General features: G+C 69.3%; 14 protein-coding genes. 8 read left to right on the forward strand and 6 right to left on the reverse strand.

Translation table 11 applies throughout. The annotated features are described in order from the left end of the window. Positions 1–47: 47 nt before the first annotated feature. A complete protein-coding gene (locus FB559_RS16405) occupies positions 48–419 on the forward strand; it encodes a hypothetical protein (protein ID WP_221640049.1) in 372 nt (123 codons plus the stop codon). Here the strand turns inward: FB559_RS16405 and FB559_RS16410 are convergent. From FB559_RS16410 to FB559_RS16425, 4 genes are all read right to left on the reverse strand, one after another. Then, entirely contained in the window at positions 416–1309 is an 894-nt protein-coding gene (locus tag FB559_RS16410) for a GNAT family N-acetyltransferase (RefSeq protein ID WP_141956425.1), read from the reverse strand. The genes FB559_RS16405 and FB559_RS16410 overlap by 4 nt on opposite strands. Further along, the gene (locus FB559_RS16415) at positions 1306–2199 is read right to left on the reverse strand and encodes a helix-turn-helix domain-containing protein (RefSeq protein WP_141956426.1); all 894 of its coding nucleotides are present in this window, start codon (positions 2197–2199) and stop codon (positions 1306–1308) included. The genes FB559_RS16410 and FB559_RS16415 overlap by 4 nt, the downstream gene beginning before the upstream one ends. A gap of 86 nt (positions 2200–2285) precedes the next feature. Continuing rightward, positions 2286–3104: an SAM-dependent methyltransferase gene (locus tag FB559_RS16420; RefSeq protein ID WP_141956427.1), complete on the reverse strand. Its 819-nt coding sequence runs from the start codon at positions 3102–3104 to the stop codon at positions 2286–2288. 101 nt (positions 3105–3205) lie between these two features. Continuing rightward, positions 3206–4141 (reverse strand): AEC family transporter, encoded by a 936-nt coding sequence (locus FB559_RS16425; protein WP_221640050.1) that lies wholly within the window; start codon positions 4139–4141, stop codon positions 3206–3208. Positions 4142–4366: 225 nt separating this feature from the next. Here FB559_RS16425 and FB559_RS16430 point away from each other — a divergent pair, with 225 nt between their 5' ends. Both FB559_RS16430 and FB559_RS16435 read left to right on the forward strand, forming a co-directional pair. Next, complete coding sequence (locus FB559_RS16430) at positions 4367–5005, forward strand: TetR/AcrR family transcriptional regulator (protein WP_246121653.1); 639 nt, start codon at positions 4367–4369, stop codon at positions 5003–5005. Continuing rightward, entirely contained in the window at positions 5002–5376 is a 375-nt protein-coding gene (locus tag FB559_RS16435; RefSeq protein WP_141956429.1) for a VOC family protein, read from the forward strand. Before FB559_RS16430 ends, FB559_RS16435 begins: the two co-directional genes overlap by 4 nt. 4 nt (positions 5377–5380) lie before the next feature. Here the strand turns inward: FB559_RS16435 and FB559_RS16440 are convergent, their stop codons facing one another. Next, positions 5381–6241 (reverse strand): aldo/keto reductase, encoded by an 861-nt coding sequence (locus FB559_RS16440; RefSeq protein WP_141956430.1) that lies wholly within the window; start codon positions 6239–6241, stop codon positions 5381–5383. A 396-nt stretch (positions 6242–6637) separates the two neighbouring features. On the opposite strand from FB559_RS16440, the gene FB559_RS16445 reads away from it, so the two are divergent. Further along, positions 6638–7681: an ABC transporter ATP-binding protein gene (locus tag FB559_RS16445; RefSeq protein ID WP_221640051.1), complete on the forward strand. Its 1044-nt coding sequence runs from the start codon at positions 6638–6640 to the stop codon at positions 7679–7681. Here FB559_RS16445 and add read toward each other — a convergent pair. Continuing rightward, positions 7678–8679 carry an adenosine deaminase gene (gene add / locus FB559_RS16450; protein WP_141956432.1) on the reverse strand — a complete coding sequence of 334 codons (1002 nt, stop codon included), beginning with the start codon at positions 8677–8679 and terminating at the stop codon, positions 7678–7680. The two genes, FB559_RS16445 and add, sit on opposite strands and share 4 nt — an antisense overlap. A gap of 801 nt (positions 8680–9480) precedes the next feature. Between add and FB559_RS45535 the strand changes: the two genes are divergently transcribed. The 4 genes from FB559_RS45535 to FB559_RS16470 all read left to right on the forward strand — a co-directional run bounded on the left by FB559_RS45535 (position 9481) and on the right by FB559_RS16470 (position 13888). Continuing rightward, positions 9481–10290 (forward strand): chaplin, encoded by an 810-nt coding sequence (locus FB559_RS45535; protein WP_141956433.1) that lies wholly within the window; start codon positions 9481–9483, stop codon positions 10288–10290. A 787-nt stretch (positions 10291–11077) separates the two neighbouring features. Beyond that, a complete protein-coding gene (locus tag FB559_RS16460) occupies positions 11078–11992 on the forward strand; it encodes a C40 family peptidase (protein WP_185792252.1) in 915 nt (304 codons plus the stop codon). A gap of 189 nt (positions 11993–12181) precedes the next feature. Beyond that, a complete protein-coding gene (locus FB559_RS16465) occupies positions 12182–13147 on the forward strand; it encodes a hypothetical protein (protein ID WP_141956435.1) in 966 nt (321 codons plus the stop codon). 135 nt (positions 13148–13282) lie between these two features. Then, complete coding sequence (locus FB559_RS16470; RefSeq protein WP_141956436.1) at positions 13283–13888, forward strand: response regulator transcription factor; 606 nt, start codon at positions 13283–13285, stop codon at positions 13886–13888. The last annotated feature ends 21 nt before the right edge of the window (positions 13889–13909 follow it).

The raw sequence follows: 13909 nt of genomic DNA on the forward strand, positions 1-13909 counted from the left end.
CAAGCGCTACCACGTGACCGCCGACCCGGCCGGAAATCGAGCCCGAGGTGGAGAAGGCCGCGTACGCGATCCTGCCGGACCTACTGCCCGAACCGGACGGTACGCCACCGGCCGCCTTCATCGTGCTCCACCGCGGGAACGACGACGGCGCCTACCTCAACGCGTACACATGGGCGTGGGACAACGCCCTGCACTTCCGCGCCGCCGCGGCCGGTCAGCACGTCCTGGGCTGCCCGGACGACGACCCGACGAACTTCGTCCCCCTGCGACCGACCCTGATCGGCTGCGTCTTCGAACTCCCCCCACTCGTCCACGAACGTAACGCCTGGGTACGCCACGTCCTCACCCCCGAGCACCCCGACCTCGACGCCTACGTCACCGACTCCTTCCGCGAAGGCACCACGGGAGCCGATCGTTAGGGCTCACGCACGAAGGTCAGGTTCCGCGCGAAACGGCGGAATCCCATGGCTTGGTAGGTCGCGCGAGCCGAGGGGTAGGCGTCGTCCCCACGGGCACAGACGCGGGCGTATTCGGCTCCGAGCCCGCGTACGGCGTGGAGCGCGGCGAGCGTCGCGGCGGTGGCGAGGCCGAGGCGGCGATGATCCGGAGCGGTACCCACCGGTTCGAGGACACCGACGCGGTTGTGATCATCAAGCCACACCAGGCAGAACGACACGGCCGCGCCGCCGGGTGCCTCGATGAGCCAGTCCAGCTCCGCACGGTAGGGCCAGGCGCGCATGACCTGGAGGTAGCTGTCGGCGGTGACCATGGAAGGCGGCAGGTTCGGCAGCGAGAACGCGGCACGGTGAACGCGAGCGCGAGCATCGGCGTCGTCCTCGCCGCGTATCGGACGCAATGTGTATCCGGCTGGGACGACCGGCTCTGGCAGCCCTTCCAGGCCGCGTCGCAGATGAAGGAAGAACGGCCCAGCGGTCTGTTCCTCATAACCATGGCGGCGCAGCGCCTCGATGAGCTCCGTCTCGGCGTCCAGCAGCGTCACGGTGCGGACTCCGCCGTGGGCCACGTCGTCGAACCATCGCAGGATCTCCCCGGCGAGGCCGATGTGGGCGGGATCGAGTTGCAGGTCGAGGTGGCCGGGTGGCCGCGCCCAGGCCCACGCGACGATCTGTTCTTCCTCCATCCACAGCGACGTCTCCCCGTCGGTCTCCCGCCCCACGTGCTGGAACCGGAGCCAGACGAGTTCGCCGGCGTGCCATCGGCTTGCCGGCGACCACCGTCTCTGGGCGAGCGACTGCATCAGCCGCAGGTCGGCCGGGCCGGTGTAGGGACGCCGGCGATAGCGGCTCAAAGCTGCTTGAGGATGTGGTGCAGGGTTTCCTTGGTGACGGTCGGAGGGTCGGCCTGCGTCGCGAGGCGGTTCATGATGTCGCGGTAGTAGTCGATGTCGTCGCGCCGGTCCGGGTAGAGCGCGCTGGTGAGCTGCTCGAGGTAGACCACGTCGGGGAGTTCGGGTTCGGGCAGGCGCAGGAGGGTGACCGGTCCCCCGGCGGCCGCGTGGCCCGCGGCGTGGAACGGCATCAGCTGGATCGTCACGTTCGGCAGGTCGCATAGTTCGATCAGGTGCTGCAACTGGGCGAACATGACGGCCGCCCCGCCGATCGGGCGTCGTAGTGCCGCCTCGTCGATCACGACCCAGAGGTACGGCGGTTGCGCGCGCTGCAGGATCTCCTGGCGGCGCATCCGGAGTTCGACGCGGCGTTCGACCTGCGCCGCCGGGGAGTGGGCGAGGGCGATGACGGCGCGTGCGTACTCAGCGGTCTGGAGGAGGCCGGGGATGAACTGGACCTCGTACGTGCGGATGATGCCGGCGGCCTGTTCGAGACCGAGGTACGGCTCGAACCAGCCGGGCACGAGATCACCGTACGCGTGCCACCAGCCAGGGGAGTTCGCCTGCTTGGCCAGGCCGAGGAGGGTATCGATCTCGGCCTGGTCGGTGACGCCGTAGAGCTTGTAGAGGTCGACCACATCGCGCAGCTTGAAGCCGGTCCGTCCCAGCTCCAGGCGGCTGATCTTCGACTGGGACGCGCGGATCACCTCTCCCGCCTGTTCGCGGGAGATTCCGTGGGACTCGCGCAGCCGGCGGAGCAGGGCGCCGAGCACCATGCGGGTGGCCGTCGGGCCTGCCGGTCTCTCGTACAGGATCGCGCCCTCTGGTGGTACGTCCCCCGCGTCATCCATTTTGACTCCCGGCGTATGACCGCCCGTGTTCACTCGGGTGCTGCCTCTCGACTGGTTCTGCGCGGGAAGATGCCCGAGCGGGGGGATTACGGTTTCCGGCCTACGGCGCAGAACAGGTCCATCTCGGCGGGCTCGCCGAAGGGTGTGGCCTCCGGCCGCCACCGCGTACACGAGACCACGCCGGGCTCGACGAGTTCGAGACGGTGGAAGAACGCGGCGAGCTGCCCTGGCGTGCGGTGGGTTCCCGGCGGCGTGCCGAACTCGTTCCAGTATCGGATGGCCTCGAGCATTCGCTCGCCGGTGACCTCGATCGTGGGATGCGCGATCGCCAGGTAGCTGCCCGAGGGCAGGGCGTCCATGTACTGGTCGATGACGGCCTGTGCCTCGTCGTCGTCCACGATGTGCCACAGGACCCCGAGCATCGTGACGGCGATCGGCTTGGTGAGGTCGAGCGTCCGTGCCGCGGCTTTGACGATCTCGCGGGGGTCGTGCATGTCGATGTCGATGTAGTCGGTGGCGCCCTCGGGGGTGCTGGTCAGCAGGGCACGGGCGTGCGCTAACACGAGCGGGTCGTTGTCGACGTAGACGATCCGGGACTCGGGCGCCACACGCTGCGCGACCTCGTGGGTGTTGTCGACCGTGGGCAGTCCGGTGCCGATGTCGAGGAACTGCCGGACCTCGGCCTCCCCCGCCAGGTAACGAACGGCGCGGCCCAGGAACACCCGGTCCATGCGGGCGTGCTCGACGATGTCGGGGAACATCGCGGCGATCCGGTCACCGACCTCGCGGTCGACCGGGTAGTTGTCCTTGCCGCCAAGCCAGTAGTCCCAGACCCTCGCCGACTGCGAGACCGTGGTGTCGATCTCGGCGGACGACTGCAGACTGGGCGAAGGGTCGTCGGTCACGAGGGAACATCTCCCGGAGTGAGTCTCTCCATCGTTTAACGTTCAACCTATATGCAGCCGTGCGTTGTCGGTGGCCGCATCGCGCGACTGTCCTCAAGTGGCTAGTTTCCGTGTCCGTGCGGTCCGAGCAGCCACGTCGCCAGCAGGAGCGAAAGCATCGACAGGGCGCTCGACGCGACGATCGCATTGCGTACGAGCGCGGTCCGCAGACCGTACTCCCGGGCGAAGATGAAGACGTTCTGCGCGGTGGGCAACGCCGAACACACCACGACGGCCAGCAGGTCGTTCCGCGACAGGTGCACGGCGTACCGGCCGAGTACGAACGCCACGCACGGCTGGATCACGATCTTGAGCAGCACCGCCACGCCGACCTCGCCGCGTGAGCGCGGCCCGGCCTCGGCCGTACGGCCGTGCAGTGACATGCCCAGCGTGACCAGCGCCGCCGGGACCGCCGCCGCGCCGAGCAGCCGGCACGGATCGAGCACCTGCTGGGGCAGCCGCCATCCGAGCCCGTCCACGGCCACACCGAGCACGCACGCGACGATGATCGGGTTGCGCGCCGGGAGCAGCAGGAGATCGCGGACTCGGATCCGGCGGCCCTCTCCGTTGTGAACGTCGATCACGGTCAGCACCACCGGGGTCACGATCAGGACCTGGAACAGCATCACCGAGACGATGAACGACGTGTCTCCCAGAAGCTGAACGGCCACCGGAATGCCGAGGTTGGCCGAGTTGACGTAGCCGGCCGCCATTCCGCTGATCGCCTGGTCGCCGAGGTCGCGGCCGAACACCCAGCGGCTCGCGGCGAAGCCGATGAGGCAGGTCGACACCGTGCCCGCGGCGAACGTGCCGATCGCCCATCCGGAGAACCGATCCGGCTTCGCGCCGCTCAGTGTCGCGAACAGCGACGCCGGCATGGCGATGTGGAACACGAACCGGCCGAGTACGAGCTCCCCCTGGTCGCCCAGGATGCGCGTACGTCCGGTGAGGTAGCCGACGGCCGCCAACAGCCAGATGGGCAGGAAGCTCGCGATCACGCGACAGACACGATCAAGCAACTCACCTGCGGCCTTCTTCGTCCCGGGCACAGTACCGGGAGGTATGGCCATCAAACCGTCCGGCTCCCGCGTACGTGGGGGCTGGGACCTGGGAGGCCGGGGACCTGGAGGAGTAGGGGATTAGGTGATGGCGGGGCATCGACCGGAGTGATGACTCACTCCACCCTTGACGGAGTGAGTCATCACTCCGTACTCTCTCGGGGCATGACAGAACCCACCACCCGGCGGCGAGCGCCGGGGATGTCCACCGAACAGCGGCGGGCCATGATCGTGGCTGCGGCGTTGCCGCTGGTCGCCGAGTACGGTGCCGCCGTGACCACCAGCCAGATCGCCCGTTCGGCGGGTATCGGCGAGGCCACGATCTTCCGTGCGTTCGCCGACAAGGAAGAGCTGCTGGGCGCCTGCATGGCCGAGGCGGTCCGGCCCGACCACGCCGTACGGGAGATCGCCGCGATCCCGCTCGACCAGCCGCTGGACGCGCGCCTGGTCGAGGCCGCCGACGCGCTGGGTGCGTACCTGGCCCGCATGGGCGCGATGGCCGGCGCGCTCCACGCGTCCGGGCACCGGCGCCGGCCGCGGCCGGGTGACGAGCCGCGGCGGGGTGACGAGACGGACCGGCCGCGGGCCGACAGCCGTGAGGAGTCGATGGCGGCGATCCGCGCGGCCGTCGCGGAGCTGTTCGAACCCGGCGAGGACTACCTGCGACTGGACGCCGAGGACGCGGCCGCGATCTTTCTGGGCCTGCTGTTCACCCGCCCGCGCTTCGACGGGGCGGGAGGGCTCAGCTCCGAGCTTCTCGTCCAGGTCTTCCTGCACGGCGCCCTGACAACGGAGGAAAAGTGACCATCACCCTCAACCACACGATCGTCACGGCGGTGGACCATCAAGAGGCCGCGCGTTTCTTCGCGGCCGTCATGGGCCTGGAGTGCCTGCCGCCCGCCGGCTCACACGGCCACTTCGCGCCGGTCAAGGTCAACGACGAGCTGACGCTGGACTTCATGGCGGTCGACGACCCGTCAGGGCATCACCTCGCGTTCGACGTCGACCCGGGCACCTTCGACCGGATCCTCGCCCGCGTCCGCGACCTGGACGTGCCGTTCGGCAACGGCCCCGCCACGCCCGCCAACGGCCGCATCGACCATCCGCTGTGCCCCCGCGGCCTGTTCTTCGTCGACGCGGCCCGCAACCTCTACGAGGTCATGTCACCCGCCTGAGGGCTCAGACGAAGAGCGGCTCGGCGGCGGAGCGTTCCGCCAATGCGTTCATCGTCGCGTCGTCCGGGCCCGTGGTGTAGCGGGACGCGGCGTCGAGCACGCGGGGCAGCAGGCCGACGTCGCCGACGCTGTTGACGAAGACCCCGGGGCGGCTCAGCGCCCACCAGACCGCCAGGTCGATGTCGTCCTTCTGCTGGAGCGGCTCGTACCAGGTCGACCGGCTGTGCGGCCGGTCGCGCCAGTGGCGCAGCGCGATCGACTTGATGGTCTGCACCGCGACCCGCCGCTCCTGGCAGGTCGCGTAGAGCGCCTCGAAGTTGTCGGCGTAGTAGGGGTTCCGCATCGTCACGTAGTTGTAGGGCAGCAGCACCGAGTCGAAGTCGAACCGCTCGAGGCTGCGCCGATGAGTGGCGGCGATCTGCGTGCCGTGGCCGGTCACCCCGATGTGGCGGACGAGGCCCTGCGACCGCGCCTCGATCGCCGCCTCAATGGCGCCGCCGGGGCTGAGGGCGATGTCCCACTCGATGGGGTCGGCCAGGTTGTGCAGCTGCAGCAGGTCGACGTGGTCGACCCCCATGCGCTCCAGTGAACGATGAAGCTCCTCGCGGGCGGCGGTCGCCCGGCGCTCCCCGGTCTTCGTGGCCAGGAAGAACCGCTCCGGCTCGCGTGCCAGCAGCGGTTTGAGCCGCACCTCGGCCTCGCCGTACCCGGCGGCGACGTCGATGTGGTTGACGCCGTACTCGAGCAGAACGTCGAAGGTCTCGTCGGCGACCCGCTGGGGGACCTCGGCGAGAGCCGCCGCACCGAAGATCACCCGTGTGCTCGCGTGGCCGCTACGCCCGAATTCGGCCGTCTCGATCGTCATGCACCCTCCCGCGCGGATGTGGGCGTCTCCGGTCGTCGTGGTCGCCGGAACCGGCCCGCCTCGGCACCAACTTACGCCTCGCGTACGGACTCATATCGGTCCGCCGTTTCGATTGACCATGGCTACGCGATCTCTCTAGCCTTTGCCCGAGTGGCCGCGCCAGACGATCTCTGACGGGCTCTCCTTCCTTGTCCCCCCTTTTGCTTCCACCGGTCCGTGGGTTCCCGGAGCCACGCTGACCTGGAGGTGTTGATGGCATCCCTCCGGCGAAGCCGGCTGGCGCAGGACCCTACTCGTGAAGGGCGCCCGGCCCCTCGCCCGGACAGGCGTGCCGGTCACCAGGCCGTGCTTCCCGGCCGGGCACGAAGCCGGTTCGGTACGTTGCGGATGGAAGGCGTGAGCCGCCATTTCGGCACGACGGTCGCGGTCAGCGACCTGAACCTCTCGATCGTCGGCGGCGAGTTCCTGGCTCTGCTGGGGCCCTCCGGCTGCGGCAAGTCGACCGCGCTGAGCTGCCTGGCGGGCCTGCTGCCCCTGACCGACGGCGCGATCTGGCTGGACGAGGAGCGCATCGACGGCATCCCGCCCGAGGAGCGCGGCTTCGGATTCGTCTTCCAGAATTACGCATTATTTCCGCACATGACCGTCCGGGCCAACGTCGCGTTCGGCCTCACGATCCGGCGCCTGCCCAAGGACGAGGTACGCCGCCGTGTCGACGAAGCGCTCGAACTCGTCGAGCTGACCGACAAGGCGGCAAGGCTGCCGGGCCAGCTCTCCGGCGGCCAGCAGCAACGGGTCGCGATCGCCCGTGCGATCGTCATCCGGCCGAGGCTGTTCCTGATGGACGAGCCACTGTCGAACCTGGACCCGAAGCTGCGGCTGCAGATGCGCAGGGAGATCCGGCGTCTGCACCAGACTCTCCACCTGACGACCGTCTATGTCACCCACGATCAGGAGGAGGCGCTGGCACTCGCCGACCGGATCGTGATCCTCAACCAGGGCCGGGTCCAGCAGATCGGCACGCCGGACGAGCTCTACAACCGTCCCGCCAGCCCGTACGTCGCCGAGTTCATGGGCTACCGCAACCTGTTCGAGCTGCCCGTCGTCTCGCAGGAGGGCAGCCGGATCATCGTCGGGCGGTCCGGTCTGCGCCTCGTCGGCGTCGCCCAGGACGAGGTCACCAGGGGGCCGGCCATGGTCGCGATCCGGCCGGAGGACATCCGTGTCGCCGGCAGCGGAGGCGGGAGTACGGGCGGCAACACCGTACGCGTGCGCGTCGAGGTGGCGGAGTTCCGTGGCGGCGAGATCGCGGCCGAGGGCGTGACCGAGGACGGCGCCGTCATCTGCTTTCGCGCGCTGGAGCGGGTCGTGGCCGGTGAGGTCGTACGCCTCACGGTGCCGATCGAACGCGTTCTCGTCTTCCGCACCGACGCGCGTTAGACGACGTCACCGCCCGCGTCCAGCCAGGCGTCCGTCTCCCGGTGCAGGCGCTCCTTGGTCGCGGCCGGGGCGAAGGACGCGTCGACGGCCGTCCGTGACAGGTCCGCGAGGGTCTCGTCGTCGTAACCGAACGCCTCGCGGACGCGGGCGTACTCCTCGCTCAGGGAGGTCCCGGCGATCGACGGGATGTCGGTGTTCACGGTGACGGGCAGCCCGGCATCGCGCAGGCGCGGCAGCGGATGCGTACGGAAGGAGCCGGCGAGCCCCAGCGTCACGTTCGAGGACGGGCAGACCTCCAGCGGGATGGCACGCTCGCGCACCTCGGCGACGAGGTCGACGTCGTCCAGGACGCGGATGCCGTGACCCAGGCGCTCGGCGCGTCCGACGCCGATCGCCTCGCGGATGCTGTCAGGGCCGCAGGTCTCCCCGGCGTGGTGGATGAGATGCAGGCCGGCGTCGTGCGCGGCGTCCAGCACCGAGGCGAACGGCGTGAGCGGATGGGACTCCTCGCCCGCCAGGCCGATGCCGACGACGCCGTCCGGGGCATGCTTGGTGGCCAGTTCGAGGGTCCGGCGGGCGCGCTCGACCGAACGTCGCCGGGAATGGTCCAGGATCACCCGGCACTCGATGCCATAGGTGTCCTGTCCTTCGGCCAGGCCGTCCAGCACGACCTCCAGCGGCATGTCGAGATCTCCGAGCCGTTCGCCGTGCGAGGCCGCCGTGAACGTGACCTCGGCGTAGCGCGTGCCCTGGGCGGCCTCGTCCGCGCAGAACTCCACCGCGATCCGCCGGAAGTCCTCCGGCCGGCGCAGTGCGGCCCGTACGAGGGAGTTGTGGTCGGCGAAGTCGCGGAACCCGTCGAAGACCAGCGGCCCGTCCGGCGGTGCCGGGACCTGCAGGCCGGTAGCGGCGCCGATCTCCCGCAACGTCGCCCACCGGATGGTGCTCTCCAGATGGACGTGCAGATGCGCTTTGGGCAGAAGCGTCAGGTCGCGCATGGGGACAAGCATCGCGTATCGCGACCTTCATCGCATGCCGGGGCCCGGATGGGCGATCGGCGACGAGGGTCTTTCCCTCCTTGGCGGCATTAGGGAATAGGGCCGCCGCTTCCGCCGAATAAGCTAAATATCCGATACTGGCCGGCATGCTTCGGCCTTCTCATGCTCGCGGCGTATGTAATGAGAGCCTCAAATATTGCAACCCCGTATCAGATGGATCATTGCTCGCCGTTTGCCCCGGGTGGCCGGCGCATGGACCGCTCCGGGCGTGATCTTTTTAAATCCCGTCGCAGGTCGGAGGGTGCTTTACGTGGGGCGATGCGGTGGCTCGGGCCTCGGGGGAGGCGGTGTTAATGTTGCGCTCAATCAGCATCGAGGTTCGACGTTTCTGAGATCACCGGCCACATGGAGGGTGTGTGAAGCGGCAAAAGCTGAAGGTGCGGACGACATCTCTCGTCGTCCGTGTGATTCGCCGCCGAAACCTCGACCTCCTCTCCATCGCTCACGCGATTGTCACCGCGACTCGGGCGATTCTCGGTTCGCCCGCCCATGCCGAGGAAATAACTTCTCACGCGACGGCGATAGGGGTCTTTGGCCCGGCTTGCCCGCCTTCTGTCGGTGCCGCCGCTGAGGGTGTACCGGCAACTTCCGTGGCAAGGCCCCATTCCCCACGAGAACTCCGAGCGGTGATCCACATCGCCGGTTGAACGCCCGAACAGTGTGCGAACAGAGAATCACCGCACCGGTCGGGCGAGAACCTCCCGAACCACCAGTGAAAAAATCAACACCCTTGGGGGAGACATGCACAAATGGACCGTTCGCGCCGCGCGCGTAGCGCTGGTCGCGGCCGCCATCACGGCGGCCGGCACCGGCGTCGCCAACGCGGACGACACGACTGGTGACCACAGCATCCTCGGTGGCGAGCAGATCCACATTCCGATCATCGCCCCGATCGGCCTGTTCGGTAACCACGTCAACCTGCTGAGCTCGGGGATCCCGATGGGGGCCAGGCTCGCGCACATCAGTACCGACGACGACCCGGACGCGATGGCCCCGCAGATGGACATCTGCGGCAACGCCATCTCGAGCGCGAACGGCATCGGCACGGCCTCTTGCAAGGGCCAGGCCACGCTCGGCGATCCCGCACAGGCGGCACCCGCCTGGGCGCCGCCCGCGGCCGCTCCGGCCGCACCGGTGGCCGAAGAGTCACCGAGCCCGAGGATCGGCGCTCCGGCCACCTCTGTCGGTGCCCCGGGCAGCCCGGTCCCGGCCCGGCCTGAGGCTCCGGCCATCGCCCCGCCGGCCGCTCCGGTCGCCGCACCGGTCGCCGCTCCGGTGGAAGCACCGGCAGCGGCTCCGGCGGAAGCACCGATGGCGGCCCCGATCGAGGCTCCCGACGCTTCCGACGCCGACATGAGCACCTCCGGCGACTTCGGTGTGCTCAGCGGTAACCAGGTCAAGGCGCCGGTGCGCATGCCGGTCCGGATCTGCGGCAACGCGGGTGCGCTCGGCGGCGTCGCCACGGCGGCGTGTGAGGGCACGGCCTCCAGTGGACGGCTCGGGCACCACGGTGCCTACCGTTCGCTCGGGGCCGCAGGCCTTCTCGGCTGAAGTTGACGATCGGGCAGTTCGCCGGCGTCGGCTGAACCATCTGTCCGTCCGTCCGGGGGCGCCGGGCGGGCGGACACCCTTTTTTCGGGGCCGCACGTGGGCGCCTTTTCCGTGAGTACGGGAGAAGGGCCCGTGTGGTCCCGGACGGACCGGCGGTGTACGGCGGCCGAATATCGGTGACATCGGTGACCGGGAGGTCGCCTTTTTTGTTTTCGGGGCGGCGGGAGACCTTGTGAGACCGTGGGTCCAGACGGTGGCAAATCCCGATCTCTCCCATTCACCTGCCATGAATACGGTCGCAGACGTCTATCCCGTCCTGTACTGCGGATTCTTGTGGCTGAGACGATGAAATTACATTGTTCCCCTTGCACTCCACGTGCGGTGATCATGGGGTCGATAGGGTGATCGAATAACCATCCTTTTACTTTATGCCATTGGCGTCGTATCAAAATCCCGATGGTGAGCCTTGCGGCGAAAAGAGGTGATGATACACGGCGTACGGCACGGGGTATCTGCTGATGCGAAGAAAGGCTCACACGTACCCTTTGGAGGTCAGCGGATGGATTCGGTGAACCAGGCTAGGTCACAGGCCTGGAGTCTCTGGACCAAATTGGCCGCTCCAGCTTTACTGTGGAGCCCTGTCCTAGGTATCAGCGCTGTACTCGTCGTCTCGACACCGCTCGTCGCGGTGGCACGCACGCTGCCGGGCGCACAGGAAATGGTTTCGGCCGAGCCGACACATCGGCAACTGCGCGTCCTGCGTTCTTACGAGCGGTATCTGGCCCGAATGAAGGCCCAGAGCCTCAAGGCGACCCGGGCCGTCCGGTTCGCCTACCGGCAGGTCGGCAAGCCCTATCAGTGGGGCGGCGCAGGCCCGCGCACGTATGACTGCTCCGGCCTGGTGATGGCCGCCTGGCGCAAGGGCGGGCTCAGGCTGCCGCACCGCGCCGACCTCCAGCACCGGCTGATCCGCAGAAAGGTGGGCCTCAAGCATCTGCACCCGGGCGACCTGGTGTTCTTTTCCGGGGATCACCACGTCGGCATCTACGTCGGCAAGCACCACTTCCTGCACGCGCCGCACACCGGCTCGCGGGTCCAGCGCGGAACGCTGTCCGGCTGGCGGCTCCGGTCGTTCGCCGGAGCGGCACGGCCCGCGGCGCCCGCGTACCACGCGTGGCCGCACTGGGTCCGTGCTCTCGCCGACCAGGCCGACGAGCACGGACGGCCCAGGCGGCACCGGTCACACGGTCACGGCCACGCGGCCTTCCCGTACACCGTCGGCACGGACGAGTCACCACTCGTCGAGCCGATCCTGCCGGAGCTCGAGGACGGCGACCAGGTGTCCGACCTGGACACGGCGCCATCCGCGATGACCTCGCCCACGCCGGCCGCCGAGCCGGTCCGGCCGCCGGCGCCACCGCAGGAAGCGGGCACGCTGCCCATTCCCGCGCTCACCATGTCGGCGCCCGCGCGGAGACACCACCACGCCGTACGGGCGGACGGCACGCCGCTGCCCCGCCCGCAGGACCAGAACGGTCCGGCACCGCGCCCGCACTGGCCGGGGACCTCGGTGCAGCAGCAGAACGACGAACAGAAGTTCGACCGCGTCTACGACGGAAGAGGCGACGGCGACGACGATGACGACGGCGATCTCGGCAACGACGGGATCGACCTGCGATCACTCCTGGGAGGAGCGCCCTGAGACTGACCGTCCGCCCGCGCTGATCGGCGAACGGCGGCCGGGACCGGACATCCTCGTCGGATTGGATTGATTCAGGTCCGAGGGGGAAAGTCCCGTTCCAGCCGAGAGCGGCGGGGGCGGAAGATGGGCACAAAGGAGTGTTGTCCGGGGCGGCCATCGGCGCCCCGGACAACGCCATGCCGGGAGAGCGTGACGCAAGACACGCCGGCCGACTTACGCACGCTTCGTACCGCGTTGAGCGTCCTGGCCCGGCGCCTGCTCGCCGTCGCGGGGCTCATCCTGGCGTTCTGGGCGTTCACCGCCCTCTCCCAGGCCCACGCGGACGTGCTTCCGTCGCATTCTTCGACGACGCCGCGCCCCCTGCTCCACGTGAAACCCTCCTCTCCGACGACGGTGCGGTCCGGCACCCACGCCCTGAGCCGCACGCTGGGCGGGCTCACCGGCCGGACGGGCACCGGCACCCGGCAGCCGGTCTCCCACGTCATCCACGACGCGGGGAAGACCGCGCTGGGCACGGTACGGAGGCCGGCCGCGCTCGTACACGCGACGGTGCCCGCCACCCGGATCCGGCTCGGCGGGCTGTCCCACGACCTGGGGCTGCCACGGACCGTCCGGCTGCCGCGCACAGCCCCCCTGCCGTCCGCCGCCGGCGCGATCAAAGCGGCCAAGAAGCGAGCCACGCGGGCAGTGCACCCGCGCTCGCCGTCCGCGCGCGACGACGACGACCCGGGCTGCGATCCGTCGCAGCCCTGGCGGCCGCGTTCACCGGCACCGTCGGCGTTCCAGGGCCCGGTGCGCACTCAGCCGATCGGCGAATGGACGCGGAGGCCGCTGACGCGACCCGGCCAAACAGGCGAAGCAGGCGAGACCGGCGAGGGGCCGGCGACGTCGCCGGTACGGATGAAGCTGACCGGCGCCATCGTGCCCGACTCCCCACGAGATGATCTACGGCCTGGCCTGAGAACGCCCGTCCCGGTGCCCGCACCGGTCTCGGGTTCCGGGTCCGGCGGCGACTCCGGAGGCAAGACCTCCTCGAGCGCGAGCGACCTGCCGCGGCTGCACCTGCCGGCGCCCGGTCTCTGGAGCGTCGTCACCGAACCGGAGACGACGATCAGCCGCACCATCGCGGACAAGCCACCGTTCTCCCCTGACTAGCCCGATGTCGGGCCGGTGCCGGCGACACGTCTTCGACGTGTCCCGCCGCCCGCATGCCCCTTCCAGTTCCAGGTCAGTGCGTGCCTCCCGGGTGCCGGGCGGCCGCAGGTGAACTTCGTCCAAGGGGAACGACTCATGATCCGTACGCTCGTCGCCGAGCATGTGCATCTCCTGCGCATGGGCCTCGTCGTCTATCTCACCCGTGAACCCGGAATCGATGTCGTCGCCGAACTCGAAGAAGGCGACCTGCTCGTCCCGGCGGCGTCCGAAGTGACGCCCGAAGTAGCCGTCATCGACGTCGACCTGCCGCCGGCCGGTGGGGCGAGCGTGGCGACCGAGCTCAGGGCGAAGCTGCCCGAGTGCGCCACGGTGATGCTCGTCGGCCGCGGCGACTCCTGCGCTCTCAGCCGCGCCATGGCCGTGCAACCGCTCGGCCTGATCACCAGGGAGGCACCGGTCGAGCGCCTGACCTGGTGCGTACGCCGGGTGGCCGCCGGCCGTAGCGTGGTCGACCCGGATCTCGCCCGTACCGCGCGCGCCATCGACGAGAACCCGCTGACGCGCCGTGAGCAGGAGATCCTCCGGATCGCCGCCGTCGGCGCCTCGACGGTCGAGATCGCCGCGGAGCTGTCGTTGAGCGCCAAGACGGTGCGCAACCATCTGTCCCGTACATTCGACCGGATCGGCGCCCGCAACCGGATGGACGCGATCCGCATCGCGAGCGAGCGCGAGTGGTTGTGATCACCGCACGCCGTCCGGCCC

The organism is Actinoallomurus bryophytorum, assembly GCF_006716425.1.
Classification (GTDB): domain Bacteria; phylum Actinomycetota; class Actinomycetes; order Streptosporangiales; family Streptosporangiaceae; genus Actinoallomurus; species Actinoallomurus bryophytorum.